This is a genomic window from Streptomyces sp. NPDC102402, from assembly GCF_044765765.1.
In the GTDB taxonomy this organism is placed as follows: domain Bacteria; phylum Actinomycetota; class Actinomycetes; order Streptomycetales; family Streptomycetaceae; genus Streptomyces.
This window is the reverse complement of record NZ_JBIWKR010000010.1, coordinates 92,959-106,382: the sequence shown is the minus strand read 5'-3', so window position 1 is coordinate 106,382 and position 13,424 is coordinate 92,959. Positions and strand designations below refer to the sequence as shown.

The window sequence follows — 13,424 nt, the reverse complement described above, 5'->3', positions numbered from 1 at the left end:
CCGTGCTCCCCACGATATGGCGTCCCCGGGGATCCGCCCGGTCACCCCTTGTCGAGGTACTCCTCGCGGTCCTTGTCGAGCAGGGCGTCCAGCGCGGTGCGCAGCTCCGGCAGCCGTTCGAGCCCCGGGTCGTCCGCGACGACGCGTACGGCCTCCTCGCGGGCCGCCGCGATGACCTCCTCGTCGTCGATGACGCTGAGCACCCGCAGGGAGGAGCGGACGCCGGACTGGGCCTGGCCGAGGACGTCGCCCTCGCGCCGCTGTTCGAGGTCGATGCGGGAGAGCTCGAAGCCGTCGAGGGTGGCGGCGACCGCGGAGAGCCTGGCCCGGGCGGGGCTCGCCTCGTGTGCCTCGCTGACCAGCAGGCAGAGACCGGGGGCGCTGCCTCGCCCGACGCGGCCTCTGAGCTGGTGCAGCTGGGACACCCCGAAGCGGTCCGCGTCCATGATCACCATCGCGGTCGCGTTGGGGACGTTCACCCCGACCTCGATGACGGTGGTGGCGACCAGGACGTCGGCCTGCCCGGCGGCGAACCGGCGCATGACGTCGTCCTTGTCGTCGGGCGCCATCCTGCCGTGGAGGACCTCGACGCGCAGACCCGCGAGCGGGCCCTTCGCGAGCTGGTCCGCGATGTCCAGTACCGCGAGCGGTGGCCTCTTCTCGGCGTCCTCCTCGGGGGCGGCCTTCTTCTTGGCGGTCTTCCCCTTCTTCTCCGCCGCCTCCTCGCCGTCGTCGCCGATGCGGGGGCACACGACGTAGGCCTGGTGGCCGTTCTCCACCTCCTCGCGGACCCGCTCCCAGGCACGGCTGAGGAAGTGGGGCTTGTCCTTGGCCGGGACGACGTGGCTGGCGATCGGCGACCTGCCGGCCGGGAGCTGGTCCAGCACGGAGGTCTCCAGGTCGCCGAAGACCGTCATCGCGACCGTGCGGGGAATGGGGGTGGCCGTCATGACGAGCAGGTGGGGCGGCTGCTTCCCCTTGGAACGCAGGGCGTCCCGCTGCTCCACCCCGAAGCGGTGCTGTTCGTCGACGACCACCAGACCGAGGTCGTGGAACTGGACCTTGTCCTCGATCAGCGCATGGGTGCCGATGACGATCCCGGCCTCGCCCGTGACCAGGTCGAGCAGGGCCTGCCGACGGGCCGCCGTGCCCATGGAGCCGGTGAGAAGGACTACCTTCGTCCCCAGGTCGGAGCCGCCGAGCATCCCGCCCTCGGCGAGCTCGCCCATCATCTCGGTGATCGACCGGTGGTGCTGCTGGGCCAGCACCTCGGTGGGGGCGAGCATCGCCGCCTGACCGCCCGCGTCGACCGTGCGGAGCATGGCCCGCAGCGCGACGAGCGTCTTGCCGGACCCGACCTCGCCCTGGAGCAGCCGGTGCATGGGGTGTTCGGTCGCCAGGGCGTCGAAGATCTCCCCGGTGACCTTCTGCTGGCCCTCGGTGAGGGTGAAGGGGAGCGTGGCGTCGAAGGCGTCGAGCAGTCCGCCGGGAACGGGCCGCCGCGCCACCGCCGGGAGCTGGGTGTCCGCGTACCGGCGGCGGGCCAGGGCGACCTGGAGGACGAAGGCCTCGTCCCAGCGCAGCCGGTCCCGCGCGGCGGCGATGTCCGCCTTGGTCTGCGGGCGGTGGATCCTGAGCAGTGCCTCGGGGAGCGGCACCAGGCCCCTGCCGTCGCGCAGCGCCGGGGGCAGCGGGTCCACCGCCTCCTGCGCGCTGGGCAGGACCGTGTCGACGGCCTTGGCGATCCGCCAGGAGTCGAGCTGCTTGCAGGCCGGGTAGATCGGCAGCAGCTGCCCCGCGAAGGCGTCGACGGCCTCCGTCACGTCGGCCGCCTCGTCCTCGGACCGGGTGTCGAGGAGCTGGTACGTGGGGTGCGCCAGCTGCATCTTGTGGTTGAACACGGAGACCTTGCCCGCGAACATCGCCCGCCGGCCCGGGAGGAGCTCCTTGTGGGGCTTGTGGACGCCGTGCCCGAAGAAGACCAGCTGGAGTCTGCCGCTGCCGTCGGTGAGGGTGACCTCCAGCCGCTTGCCCCGGCCGTTGTTGAACATCATGATCCTCGCGTCGGCGACCTGAGCGACGACCGTCACGTGCTCGTCCAGCGGGAGCTCGGTGAGTGCCGTGAGACGGCCCCGCTCCTCGTAGCGCCGGGGGTAGTGGTGCAGCAGATCACCGACCGTGTGCAGGTCGAGGTGTTCGGCCATCACCTTCGCGGTGGCTCCGCCGAGCAGCTTCTTGAGGGGTTCATCGAAAGCGGACACGCGGTCCATTGCACACCACGGCACTGACAGATGTCGCCGGGCGGCGCGCCCCGTGGGGTGTCACTCGACGCCGATCAGCAGGGGGGCCGCCTGGTGCCCGCCCCGGTAGACGACCGTGTCGACGGCGAGGTAGCCCTCGCGGATGTACGCCTCCAGGCCGTCGGCCAGGGCGTCGGTCACGTCTTCGCCGAGGACCAGGGTGACGAGTTCGCCGCCCGCCGACAGCATCCGGTCCAGGACCGTGCGGGCCGTGCCGTGGACGTCCTGACCGATGACGGCCACGTCCCCGTCGATCAGGCCGAGGATGTCGCCGGCCTGGCAGATGCCCGCCATGGTCCACGACTGCCTTTCGGCGACGGCGAGTTCGGCGTAGCGGGTGGCTCCGGCCGCCGACGTCATCGCGACGACGTCCTCGTCGAAGCTGCGGTCGGGTTCGTGGACGGCGAGCGCGGCGATGCCCTGGACCGCGGCTCGGGTGGGGACCAGCGCGACGCGGATGCCCTCGGCCCTGGCCTGCTCGGCGGCGGCGGCCGCGGTGTGGCGCAGCTGTGCGTCGTTGGGCAGCAGGACCACTTCGCGGGCGTGGGCCCGGCGGATGGCGTCGACCAGCTCTCCGCTGGCGGGCGGCTCACCGGGGCGTGCCAGCACGGTGGTGGCCCCGGCCTCGGCGCACAGGCCGGAGAGCCCGTCGCCGGGGACGACCACCACGACCGCGCGCTGGGCGGGTTCCCGGTGGGCCGCGCCCCGGTCGGCGGCGAAGTGGGTGATCCGGATCCGGTAGGGCCGGCCGGCCTCGACGCCGGCCTCGACGGCCGCCCCGGCGTCGTCGACGTGGACGTGGACGTTCCACAGGCCGTCCCCGCCGACCACGACGAGGGAGTCCCCCAGGGCGTCCAGCCGGCTCCGCAGCCGGGCCACGGCGTCGTCGGGTGCCTCCAGCAGGAAGATGACCTCGAAGGCGGGGCCGCCGTCCGGATCCGCGTCGGCACAGTCGCCCGTGAGGGGTGCGGGCTCGGGAGCGGGCCGGACGCCCGGCTCCCGAGCGCGGCCGCCGACCGCTTCCAGCAGCGCTCCGAGCACGGCCACCAGGCCCTGCCCGCCCGCGTCCACGACGCCCGCGCGCCCGAGGACGGCGAGCTGGCCGGGGGTGGCCGCCAGCGCCGCGCGCGCTCCGTCGTACGCCGCGTCGACCACGTCCTTGAGTACGGCGCTCCCTTCGGTGCCCGCGGCGGCTTCGGCCGCGGCGGTGGCGACGGTGAGCACGGTGCCCTCGACGGGGTGGGCGACCGCCTGCCGTGCCGCCGCGGCGGCCTCGGTCAGGGCCGCGCGCAGGTGATCCGCGTCACCCGACTCGGCGAGAACCCCGGCCATGCCCCGGAGCAGCTGGGCCAGGATGGTCCCGGAGTTCCCCCGGGCGCCGATCAGCGCGCCGTGGGCCATGGCGCGTACCGCGTCGGCGGGGGCGGGCGTGGTGGAGCCGGTCTCGTGGGCGGCGAAGACCGCTTCGACGGCGGCGGCCGCCGACTCGACGGTGAGATACAGGTTGGTGCCGGTGTCCCCGTCGGCGACGGGGTAGACGTTGATGGCGTCGATGGCCGCCCGCTCCCGGCCCAGTGCCTCCAGGGCCAGTGAGCACCAGGTGCGCACCGCGACGGCGTCAAGATCGTCGGGGGACTGAGGCACCGTTGGTCCTCCTTGGGACGGCCGTGGGGGGCTGGCTGCACCGCAGGGTAGTCCTCGTCCGCGGGCCCGGCGGGCACAGGTGCGGGACGGAGGGCCCGGGGAGCCGTGGTAGTTTCGTATCTCCGACGCAGCCGTTGTATGCTGCTTCGGTTGCCCGACGAAAGTCGGGCCATTCCTCCGGTACCGCCACTTCAGTAAAATGATTCCGGCGCGCCGGAATTCACTGTAAGTGCATCTGAAGTCTTTGGAGTGACCCGTGGCTGCCAACTGCGACGTTTGCGGCAAGGGGCCGAGCTTCGGCAACAGCATTTCGCACTCGCACCGCCGTACGTCCCGTCGCTGGAATCCCAACATCCAGCGCGTGCGTGCCGTGGTCGGGCGGACGCCGAAGCGGCTCAACGTCTGCACCTCGTGCATCAAGGCCGGCAAGGTCGCGCGCTGACGTCTCGTCGTAGCGCAGCCTTCCGGTTGCCCAAAAAGCCGGTCCATCTCGGTGGACCGGCTTTTTGCTGTGCTCGGCGTGGAAGCCCCCGGCAGACCCGGACCGTGGCCAAGGTCCTCACCTCGGCCGTCCTGACGGGCTGATCGCCGGTGCCCCGGGCGTCCCGCTCGGCGTGACCCCGCACGGCCAGGGCCCTGCGCACCGAGCAGGGCGCGTCGTCCGTGAGGACGTCACCGTCCGGAGCGCGTCAGCCAGCCGTGATCGACGGGGCCGATCCCGCCGCCGAGCGCGAAGCCGGCCCGGATCGCGCCGGTGACGTACTCCTTCGCGCTCCGCACGGCCGTCGGCACGTCCTGGCCGCGGGCGAGTCCGCACGCGATGGCGGAGGCGAGGGTGCAGCCCGTGCCGTGGGTGTGCCGGTTGTCGAGTCTCGGTGCGCGGAGCCAGTGCTCCTCGCCGCCGTCCGTCAGCAGGTCCACGGCCTCGCCGGGCAGATGGCCGCCCTTGATCACGACCCAGCGCGGACCGTACGCGAGGATCTCCGCGGCGGCCCGCCGCATCCCCGCCTCGTCGGTGACGGTGACGCCGGTGAGCTGGGCCACTTCGTCGAGGTTCGGGGTGGCGACCGTGGCGACGGGCAGCAGTTTCGTGCGCACGGAGTCCAGGGCCTCGGCGGCGAGCAGCGCGTCCCCGTGCTTGGAGACCCCGACGGGGTCGACGACGACGGGTGCGCCGGTCCCCGCGAGGAGTTCCGCGACGGTGTCGACGAGCGCGGCCGAGGACAGCATGCCGGTCTTCACCGCCTGGACGCCGATGTCGTCGACGACGCTGCGGTACTGGGCGCGCACGGCGTCGGCCGGAAGCTCCCAGGCTCCTTGCACGCCCAGCGAGTTCTGGGCGGTCACGGCGGTCAGCACGCTCATGCCGTGGGTGCCGAGGGCCAGCATCGTCTTCAGGTCTGCCTGGATGCCCGCACCGCCGCCGGAGTCTGATCCGGCGACGGTGAGGACACGGGGCGGTATCGGGGCGGGTGCGGTCATGCCCCGGAATCTACTAGGGCGTCCTGGGGAAGTGGCGCCGGCCGCCCGGCGGGCGGGCGGAGCTTCCCCGACCCGTCCTAAGCGTCCTCGATGGATCCGAAGTGGTCCCAGCCGCCCTTGCTCGTCCAGGGCGCCCCGTCGACGGTGACCTGGGGCAGCGCCGACGGGTTGAGGACCTCCCCGATGACCTTCCAGCGCGCGGGGAGCTTCACGTCGGCGGGGAACGTCGCCACGATCGCGTGGTCCTCTCCCCCGGTGAGCACCCACTGGAGCGGGTCGACCCCGACGGCCTGTCCGATGTCGGACATCTGCGAGGGGATGTCGATGCGCCCGGACCTCAGGTCGATGCGGACCTTGCTGGCCTCGGCGATGTGCCCGAGGTCGGCGACGAGTCCGTCGCTGACGTCGGTCATGGCCGTGGCGCCCAGCCCGGCCGCCGCGGGGCCCGCGTGGTAGGGCGGTTCGGGGCGCCGGTGGGCCTCGACGAACGCGCGCGGCGAGCGGAACCCCCGGGAGAGCACGGCGAATCCGGCGGCCGACCAGCCGAGCCATCCGGTGACGGCGACGACGTCGCCGGGCCGGGCCCCGGACCGGGTGACGGGTTCGTGGTTGCGCAGGTCGCCGAGGGCGGTGATGGCGACGGTGATGGTGTCACCGCCGACGACGTCACCGCCGACCACGGCCGCGCCGGCGACCTGGCACTCGTCGCGCAGCCCGTCCATCAGCTCGGCGGCCCAGGTGACCGGCAGGTCGGCCGGCACGACGAGGCCGAGCAGCAGCGCGGTGGGCACGGCGCCCATGGCGGCGATGTCGGCGAGGTTCTGGGCGGCGGCCTTGCGGCCGACGTCGTACGCGGTCGACCAGTCGCGGCGGAAGTGCCGCCCTTCCAGCAGGATGTCCGTACTGGCCACGACCCTGCGGTCGGGAGCGGCCACGACCGCGGCGTCGTCGCCGGGTCCGAGCCGTACCGCCGGAGTGGTGGTGAGCCGGGAGGTGAGCTCTCTGATGAGCCCGAACTCCCCCAACTCGCCCACGGTTCCCTTCACCGAGTCTCACCTCTCATCTATCGCACCGGACACCTGTCCGGGCAGCTTCAGCGGCCGGATGTCCGGATCGTGGACGGACGGCCCACCGGGGCCGGCGGCCCCGGGACGTACGGGCGTCACCGTCCCCCTTCCGCACCGGTGGGCTTGCGGTCGCGAGCCCCGACTGCTGTCGGTACCGTCAAGAGATACGTCAACTTCTGTGGTGCGTACGCCACGCTCTGGGCGTCAACCGGCCCGTAGGTCTCCCCGTGGCCCGGGGCGACGCGATAACGTGGCGTCCCTTTCCCCCACATGATCCTCGTGGCCGCCCTGGAGGTTCCGTGGTACAGGCGTACATCCTTATCCAGACCGAGGTGGGCAAGGCGTCGATCGTCGCCGAGACCATCGCCGAGCTCCCGGGAGTGATCCAGGCAGAGGACGTCACAGGCCCCTACGACGTGATCGTGCGCGCGCAGGCCGACACGGTCGACGCGCTCGGCCGCATGGTGGTCGCCAAGGTCCAGCAGGTGGACGGCATCACGCGAACCCTGACCTGCCCGGTCGTCCACCTCTGACCCCTGTCTACGCTGGTCCGGTGACTCACACCCGCCGCCGGTCCGCCCGCTCACGTGTTCTCGCACCGTCCGCCGCCCTGTTCCTCCTGGCCGTGGCGGGCTGTTCCGGCGGTGACCAGCCCTCGGTGGCGGTTCCCACGCCGTCGTCGGAGGCCGCCGGGTACTGCGGGAAGCTGCACGAGGAGCTGCCGGAGACCGTCGCCGGTCTGGAACGGAGTGATCCCTCGCCGGATTCGGACCTGACCGCCGGTTGGGGGGACGGGGCGATCGTACTGCGCTGCGGTGTCGCCCGGCCCGCGAGGATGGACGATTCCCAGGCGAAGGCCGTCGACGCGGACGGCGTCAACTGGCTGCTGGAGCAGCGTGATGACGCCGGCCCCCGTTTCACCACCACGTATCGCGAGGCGTACGTCGAGGTGACGCTGGGGACGGAGTACGCCCACGACATCACCCCGCTGTCCGCGTTCGCCGTACCCGTGGAGAAGACGGTCCCGGACAGTCTCTGAGGGCCGTCCCGCACGGGACGGCCCTCAGGGTCAGCGCAGGCCGGTGGAGCGGTTCAGCGCGGAGGTGATCAGCCGGTCCACCAGCTCCGGGTACTCGACGCCGCTCGCCTGCCACATGCGCGGGTACATGGAGATCGGGGTGAAGCCGGGCATCGTGTTGATCTCGTTGATGACGAACGTGCCGTCCTCGGTGAGGAAGAAGTCGGCCCGCACCAGGCCTTCGCAGGAAGCGGCCTCGAAGGCCGCGACGGCGAGGCGCTGGACCTCGGCGGTCTGCTCCTCGGTGAGCGGCGCGGGAACCAGGCCCGCCGCCGAGTCGATGTACTTGGCCTCGAAGTCGTAGAAGTCGTGCGCGGTGACGGGCGGGATCTCCGCGGGCACGCTGGCACGCGGTCCGTCCTCGAACTCCAGCACGCCGCACTCGATCTCCCGGCCGCGCAGCAGGGACTCCACGAGGAACTTGGGGTCGTGCCGGCGGGCCTCCTCGATCGCCTCGTCGAGGCCGGCGGCGTCGTCGACCTTGGTGATGCCCATGGACGAGCCGCCGCGGGCGGGCTTGACGAAGAGCGGCCAGCCGTTCTCGGCCGCGAACTCCATGATGCGCTTGCGGGCGGCGGGGCGGTCGGACTCCCACTCCCGGGGGCGGACGACCTCGTAGGGGCCGACCGGCAGCCCGAAGGAGGTGAACACCCGCTTCATGTACTCCTTGTCCTGGCCGACGGCCGAGGACAGGACACCGGCGCCGACGTAGGGCACCCCGGAGAGCTCCAGGAGCCCCTGGAGCGTGCCGTCCTCGCCGTAGGGGCCGTGGAGCATCGGGAAGACGACGTCGACCTCTCCCAGGGCCGTGGGCACCGCTCCGGGTTCGCCCACGACGACGTCGCGGTTGCCGGGGTCCACGGAGAGCGTCACGGCGCCGCGCCCGGTCTCGGCGAGCTGGTCCACGTCGGGCACCCGCCGGTCCGTGATGGCCATGCGGGCCGGGTCGTCGGACGTGAGGACCCAGCGTCCGTCCCTGGTGATACCGATCGGCAGGACGTCGTACTTCGTCCGGTCGATGGCGCTCATGATGGCGCCGGCCGTGACGACCGAGATGCCGTGTTCGGAGCTCCGGCCGCCGAACACGACGGCGACGCGCGGCTTGCGGCCCGGCTCTGAGCTCTGCTCGGAGCTCAGGGGGCCCTCAGTGCTCTGGGGGAGGTTCTGGCTGCTCATATCGCGATGAGCGTACCTGCTGGTAGGCCTCGCGTCAGCGTCGCTCGGGCTTGGCGCTGCGCGACATCAGCTCCTTCAGCGCGACGACCGGGGGCTTGCCCTCGTGGACGATGCCGACGACCGTCTCGGTGATCGGCATGTCGACGCCGTGCCTGCGCGCCAGATCGAGCACGGATTCGCAGGACTTGACGCCCTCGGCGGTCTGGCTCGTGACGGCGACGGTCTCCTGGAGGGTCATGCCCCGCCCGAGGTTGGTGCCGAAGGTGTGGTTGCGCGAGAGCGGTGAGGAGCACGTCGCCACGAGGTCGCCGAGTCCGGCCAGTCCGGAGAAGGTGAGCGGGTCGGCGCCCATGGCCAGCCCCAGGCGGGTGGTCTCGGCGAGGCCCCGGGTGATGAGGGAGCCCTTGGCGTTGTCCCCGAGGCCCATGCCGTCGGCGATGCCCACCGCGAGGCCGATGACGTTCTTCACGGCGCCGCCGAGCTCGCAGCCGACGACATCGGTGTTGGTGTACGGCCGGAAGTACGGGGTGTGGCAGGCGGCCTGGAGGCGCTGTGCCACGCCTTCGTCCGCACAGGCGACGACCGCCGCGGCGGGACGCCGTTCGGCGATCTCCTTGGCCAGGTTGGGACCGGTGATGACGGCGACGCGGTCCGGGGCGACGTGGGTGACGTCCTCGATGACCTCGCTCATCCGCTTGGCGGTGCCGAGTTCGACGCCCTTCATGAGGGAGACGAGCACGGTGCCGGGTTCCAGGTGGGGCGCCCAGTCGGCGAGGTTGGCGCGCAGGGTCTGGGACGGAACCACCAGGACGGCGAAGTCGGCGCCGCGCAGCGCCTCGGCGGGGTCGGTCGTGGCCCTGACGGAGGCGGGAAGCTCGACGCCCGGCAGGTAGCCGGGGTTGGTCCGGGTCGTGTTGACGGCCTCGACGACCTCGGCACGGCGGCCCCAGAGGGTCACCTCGCAGCCGGCGTCGGCCAGGATCATGGCGAAGGCCGTACCCCATGAGCCGGTTCCGAAGACGGCGGCCTTCGCGGGGTGCGTCACGTCGATCCCTTTCCCTCTGCCTTGCGCCGCTGTTCGGCGCGGGCCCTGCGGTGATCGTAGAGCTCGGCGGGAGCCTTCTCCCCGCGGACCTCCTCGAGCTGGGCGGTGACGGCGGCCATGATGGTCTCGGTCGCCTGGCGCAGGACGTCGGGCGTCGGCTCGAGGCCGTAGTAGCGCGAGAGGTCGACCGGCGGCCCGGCCTGCACCCGCAGGGTCTTGCGGGGGAACAGCTGGAGCTTGTTCTCCTTGGCGTAGGGCGGCATCGCGAGGTTGGCGCCCCACTGGGCGACGGGGATGACCGGGGCCCTGGTCATGAGCGCGACCCGGGCGGCGCCGGTCTTTCCGGCCATCGGCCACATGTCGGGGTCGCGGGTGAGTGTGCCTTCCGGGTAGAAGGCGACGCATTCGCCCCGCTCGATGGCGTCGACGGCGGCGCGGAAGGCGTCGAGCGCGTTGGTCGTCTCGCGGTAGACGGGGATCTGCCCGGTGCCGCGCAGGATCATTCCGACGAAGGGTGTCCTGAAGAGTCCGGCCTTGGCGAGAAGCCGGGGCACACGTCCGGTGTTGTACTGGAAGTGCCCGTACGACAGCGGGTCCAGATACGAGTTGTGATTGACCGCGGTGATGAATCCGCCATCGGCCGGAATGTTTTCCATTCCCCGCCAGTCCCGCTTGAACAGAACCACCAGGGGCGGTTTCGCGATGACCGCCGCCAGGCGGTACCAGAAGCCGATTCTGCGGCGGGACACTCGGACGCCTTCCTCTAGAACTGTGCTGCTTCGGGAGCCGGCGCTCATGCTGCCTCGCCCCGGGGCCCCTGCTGTGTGGAGAACACCGTACGCCTCACCCGTGGGGGCGGACCTCCGGGTTGTCGTACCGGCAGGCGACAATAAGGGCTGACGCGTACGGAGGGGGAGATCGCCACGAACACCGACCCGACCGGCCTCTGGTCCCTGGTCGTCCCGCTGAAACCGCTCGTACGGGCCAAGAGCAGGCTCGGCCGGGCGGTGGGCGGGGACCTGCGTCCGCGGCTGGCCCTGGCGTTCGCGCAGGACACCGTCTCGGCGGCGCTCTCCTGCCGGGCGGTGGCCGATGTGGTGGTCGTCACGGACGACCCGGTGGCCGGGGCGGCGCTGGCCGCGCTCGGCGCGCGCACGGTGGCCGACACCCCGGCGGCAGGGCTCAACGCGGCGCTGGAGCACGGGGCGCGGGCTGCGCTCGCCCGGCACGGGGGCGCGGCGGTGGCCGCGCTGAACGCGGATCTTCCGGCATTGCGTCCGGATGAACTGGCGCGGGTGCTCGAATTCTCTTCGGCATTTCCCCGAACATTTGTCAGCGATGCGCAGGGAATCGGCACGACATTTCTTTCCGCGGCGCCTGGGGTGGAATTGCGCCCGGCCTTCGGCGGGGCGTCACGGGCGCGGCACCTGGCATCGGGCGCGGTGGAGATCGCGCTGCGGGGACTCGATTCGGTCCGCAGGGACGTGGACACGGGCGACGACCTGGGGGCGGCGCTGGCACTGGGCGTGGGACGGTTCACCACGGAGCTGGCGGCCCCGGTGGCGCCCGCCGCGGACCGATAGGCTGCCGCTCATGCAGGCGACCTCGTTCACGTACGACTCCGAGACCCGCACCGGCAGCGTGCTGCTCGACGACGGCACCCCGGTGGACTTCGACGCACCCGCGTTCGACGCGGGGGGTCTGCGGCTGCTGCGTCCGGGGCAGCGGGTGCGGATCGAGACCGAGGGTGCGGGCCCCTCGCTGCGGATCACCCTGGTGACACTGCAGACGCTCTGAGCACCTCTGCGAGGCCGCTGACGCCCTGAACGGACCCCTGGACAGCCCGCGGGCCGGGCTCCCCGAGGGGAGCCCGGCCCGGCGCGTATGAGGAACGAGCGGTGCCCGGTCTCACTTCTTGCGTGCGGTGACCTTCTTGGCTGTGGTCTTGCGTGCCGTGGTCTTCTTCGCGGGCGCCTTCTTCGCCGTGGCCTTCTTGGCGGGCGCCGTCTTGGCGGCCACTGTCTTCTTCGTGGCCGTCGCCTTCTTCGCCGGGGTCGCCTTCTTCGCGGCCGCGGTGGTCTTCTTGGCCGCGGCCGTGGTCTTCGCCGGGGCGGTCTTCTTCGCCGCGGTGGTCTTCTTCGCGGCCGCCGTGGCCTTCTTCGCCGCGGTGGTCTTCTTGGCGGTGGCCTTCTTCGCGGCGGCCTTCGCCGTGGTCCGGGTGGAAGAACCGCCCGAGAGGCTGCCCTTGGGTGCCTTCTTCACGGCCACGTCGTTCTTGGGGAGCTTCTTCGAGCCGCTCACCAGGTCCTTGAACCCCTGTCCCGCACGGAAACGGGGGACGGAGGTCTTCTTGACCCGTACGCGCTCGCCCGTCTGCGGGTTGCGGGCGTACCGGGCGGGACGGTCGACCTTCTCGAACGATCCGAAGCCGGTGACCGAGACACGGTCCCCCGCGACGACCGCACGGACGATCGCGTCGAGTACCACGTCGACGGCGTCCGCGGCCTGCTGACGGCCGCCGACCTTGTCGGCAATCGCTTCTACGAGCTGCGCCTTGTTCACGTCTTCCCCTTCGGAGACATTGCCCGAACGAAACTGTTCAGGCTTTTTCGCACGTTAGGCAGATATATACCGCAAATCAAACACGAAACGGGCTAATCACCCTAGTGCCGCAACGAAGTCGACCGCTGCGCTGTCCGCAGAGTCAGTCACCTTCGGGGAATCGGCCCTCATCGAGGTCCTTCATCAACCGGTCCAGACGCTTTGCCGCGCCTGGGAGATCGTGCTTAGCCGCAGCCGTGACGGCCAGCAGCTTCCGGGACAGCGCCATCCTTACGCCCTCCGGGACTTGCAGTGCGCGCACCCTTGCGTGCGCTTCCTTCAATCGGTCGGCGACGTGGCCATAGAGCTCGAGTTGGCTGTCGCGTTCCATGCACCGATTGTGCCATCTGGGGCGAGTTGTCGCCCGAGGGGGTCTCAACAAGCGACTGCGCCCCCTGCCTTCCGGCAGGGGGCGCAGTTCGGGAAAAGCGCTGCTCAGGCGTTAATCGTACGCGGCTTGTGGGACGGCCTGGCCGCCTCGTAAGTCGCGATGTCCGCTTCGTTCTGAAGAGTGAGGCTGATGTCGTCCAGCCCGTTCAGCAGTCGCCAGCGGGCGTTCTCGTCGAGCTCGAAGTCGGCCGTGACGCCCTCCGCGAGGACCTGGCGCTTCTCCAGGTCGACGGTCACCTCGGCCGTCGGGTCGGCCTCCGTGAGCTCCCAGAGGCGGTCGACGACCTTCTGGTCCAGGACGACGGTCAACAGACCGTTCTTCAGGGAGTTGCCGCGGAAGATGTCGGCGAAGCGCGAGGAGATGACGGCCTTGAAGCCGAAGTTCTGCAGGGCCCAGACCGCGTGCTCACGCGAGGAGCCCGTGCCGAAGTCCGGTCCGGCGACCAGAACCGAGGCGCCCTGGCGCTCGGGGCGGTTGAGGACGAAGTTCTCGTCCTTGCGCCAGGCCTCGAAGAGCCCGTCCTCGAAGCCGTCGCGGGTCACCTTCTTCAGCCAGTGCGCGGGGATGATCTGGTCGGTGTCCACGTTGCTGCGGCGCAGCGGGACGACCCGGCCGGTGTGTGCGGTGAATGCTTCCATGG

15 protein-coding genes are annotated in these 13,424 nt (G+C 71.4%); 5 read left to right on the top strand and 10 right to left on the bottom strand.

What is annotated here, in order from left to right:
* Positions 1 to 41: 41 nt before the first annotated feature.
* A complete protein-coding gene (recG, locus tag ACIRJR_RS26310) occupies positions 42 to 2,270 on the bottom strand; it encodes an ATP-dependent DNA helicase RecG (RefSeq protein WP_403784916.1) in 2,229 nt (742 codons plus the stop codon).
* Between the two features lie 51 nt (positions 2,271 to 2,321).
* Complete coding sequence (locus tag ACIRJR_RS26305; RefSeq protein ID WP_403784914.1) at positions 2,322 to 3,944, bottom strand: DAK2 domain-containing protein; 1,623 nt, start codon at positions 3,942 to 3,944, stop codon at positions 2,322 to 2,324.
* A 256-nt stretch (positions 3,945 to 4,200) separates the two neighbouring features.
* On the opposite strand from ACIRJR_RS26305, the gene rpmB reads away from it, so the two are divergent.
* Entirely contained in the window at positions 4,201 to 4,386 is a 186-nt protein-coding gene (gene rpmB / locus ACIRJR_RS26300) for a 50S ribosomal protein L28 (protein ID WP_003965989.1), read from the top strand.
* Between the two features lie 230 nt (positions 4,387 to 4,616).
* On the opposite strand, the gene thiD is transcribed toward rpmB, so the two are convergent.
* Positions 4,617 to 5,426 (bottom strand): bifunctional hydroxymethylpyrimidine kinase/phosphomethylpyrimidine kinase, encoded by an 810-nt coding sequence (gene thiD, locus ACIRJR_RS26295; protein WP_403784912.1) that lies wholly within the window; start codon positions 5,424 to 5,426, stop codon positions 4,617 to 4,619.
* 77 nt (positions 5,427 to 5,503) lie between these two features.
* Complete coding sequence (locus ACIRJR_RS26290) at positions 5,504 to 6,472, bottom strand: thiamine-phosphate kinase (RefSeq protein ID WP_403784910.1); 969 nt, start codon at positions 6,470 to 6,472, stop codon at positions 5,504 to 5,506.
* Between the two features lie 320 nt (positions 6,473 to 6,792).
* Between ACIRJR_RS26290 and ACIRJR_RS26285 the strand changes: the two genes are divergently transcribed.
* Together ACIRJR_RS26285 and ACIRJR_RS26280 are read left to right on the top strand one after the other, a co-directional pair.
* Complete coding sequence (locus ACIRJR_RS26285) at positions 6,793 to 7,026, top strand: Lrp/AsnC family transcriptional regulator (RefSeq protein WP_403784908.1); 234 nt, start codon at positions 6,793 to 6,795, stop codon at positions 7,024 to 7,026.
* Positions 7,027 to 7,046: 20 nt separating this feature from the next.
* Positions 7,047 to 7,532 (top strand): DUF3515 domain-containing protein, encoded by a 486-nt coding sequence (locus tag ACIRJR_RS26280; RefSeq protein ID WP_403784906.1) that lies wholly within the window; start codon positions 7,047 to 7,049, stop codon positions 7,530 to 7,532.
* A gap of 30 nt (positions 7,533 to 7,562) precedes the next feature.
* On the opposite strand, the gene ACIRJR_RS26275 is transcribed toward ACIRJR_RS26280, so the two are convergent.
* The 3 genes from ACIRJR_RS26275 to ACIRJR_RS26265 are packed head-to-tail and all read right to left on the bottom strand — an operon-like array spanning position 7,563 to position 10,541.
* Positions 7,563 to 8,747 carry a D-alanine--D-alanine ligase family protein gene (locus tag ACIRJR_RS26275; RefSeq protein ID WP_403784904.1) on the bottom strand — a complete coding sequence of 395 codons (1,185 nt, stop codon included), beginning with the start codon at positions 8,745 to 8,747 and terminating at the stop codon, positions 7,563 to 7,565.
* A gap of 34 nt (positions 8,748 to 8,781) precedes the next feature.
* Positions 8,782 to 9,792: an NAD(P)H-dependent glycerol-3-phosphate dehydrogenase gene (locus tag ACIRJR_RS26270; protein ID WP_403784902.1), complete on the bottom strand. Its 1,011-nt coding sequence runs from the start codon at positions 9,790 to 9,792 to the stop codon at positions 8,782 to 8,784.
* Positions 9,789 to 10,541, bottom strand: coding sequence for a lysophospholipid acyltransferase family protein (locus ACIRJR_RS26265; protein ID WP_403784900.1), 753 nt, complete (start codon positions 10,539 to 10,541; stop codon positions 9,789 to 9,791). Before ACIRJR_RS26265 ends, ACIRJR_RS26270 begins: the two co-directional genes overlap by 4 nt.
* A 147-nt stretch (positions 10,542 to 10,688) precedes the next feature.
* Between ACIRJR_RS26265 and cofC the strand changes: the two genes are divergently transcribed.
* Together cofC and ACIRJR_RS26255 are read left to right on the top strand one after the other, a co-directional pair.
* Positions 10,689 to 11,375, top strand: a complete 687-nt coding sequence (cofC, locus tag ACIRJR_RS26260; protein WP_403785145.1) for a 2-phospho-L-lactate guanylyltransferase — start codon at positions 10,689 to 10,691, stop codon at positions 11,373 to 11,375.
* A 10-nt stretch (positions 11,376 to 11,385) separates the two neighbouring features.
* Positions 11,386 to 11,589: a hypothetical protein gene (locus tag ACIRJR_RS26255; RefSeq protein WP_403784898.1), complete on the top strand. Its 204-nt coding sequence runs from the start codon at positions 11,386 to 11,388 to the stop codon at positions 11,587 to 11,589.
* 111 nt (positions 11,590 to 11,700) lie between these two features.
* Here the strand turns inward: ACIRJR_RS26255 and ACIRJR_RS26250 are convergent, their stop codons facing one another.
* The 3 genes from ACIRJR_RS26250 to leuD form a co-directional block, all read right to left on the bottom strand.
* On the bottom strand, positions 11,701 to 12,354 hold the full coding sequence (locus tag ACIRJR_RS26250; RefSeq protein WP_403784896.1) for an HU family DNA-binding protein: 654 nt from the start codon (positions 12,352 to 12,354) through the stop codon (positions 11,701 to 11,703).
* 142 nt (positions 12,355 to 12,496) lie between these two features.
* Positions 12,497 to 12,724 (bottom strand): hypothetical protein, encoded by a 228-nt coding sequence (locus tag ACIRJR_RS26245; protein WP_403784894.1) that lies wholly within the window; start codon positions 12,722 to 12,724, stop codon positions 12,497 to 12,499.
* 104 nt (positions 12,725 to 12,828) lie between these two features.
* Positions 12,829 to 13,422, bottom strand: coding sequence for a 3-isopropylmalate dehydratase small subunit (gene leuD, locus ACIRJR_RS26240; RefSeq protein ID WP_403784892.1), 594 nt, complete (start codon positions 13,420 to 13,422; stop codon positions 12,829 to 12,831).
* Positions 13,423 to 13,424: the final 2 nt, after the last annotated feature.

Coding starts and splice junctions, on each gene's coding strand:
- recG (WP_403784916.1), bottom strand. CDS start 2,270: ATGGACCGCGTGTCCGCTTTCGATGAACCCCTCAAGAAGCTGCTCGGC.
- thiD (WP_403784912.1), bottom strand. CDS start 5,426: ATGACCGCACCCGCCCCGATACCGCCCCGTGTCCTCACCGTCGCCGGA.
- ACIRJR_RS26275 (WP_403784904.1), bottom strand. CDS start 8,747: ATGAGCAGCCAGAACCTCCCCCAGAGCACTGAGGGCCCCCTGAGCTCC.
- ACIRJR_RS26255 (WP_403784898.1), top strand. CDS start 11,386: ATGCAGGCGACCTCGTTCACGTACGACTCCGAGACCCGCACCGGCAGC.
- ACIRJR_RS26245 (WP_403784894.1), bottom strand. CDS start 12,724: ATGGAACGCGACAGCCAACTCGAGCTCTATGGCCACGTCGCCGACCGA.
- leuD (WP_403784892.1), bottom strand. CDS start 13,422: ATGGAAGCATTCACCGCACACACCGGCCGGGTCGTCCCGCTGCGCCGC.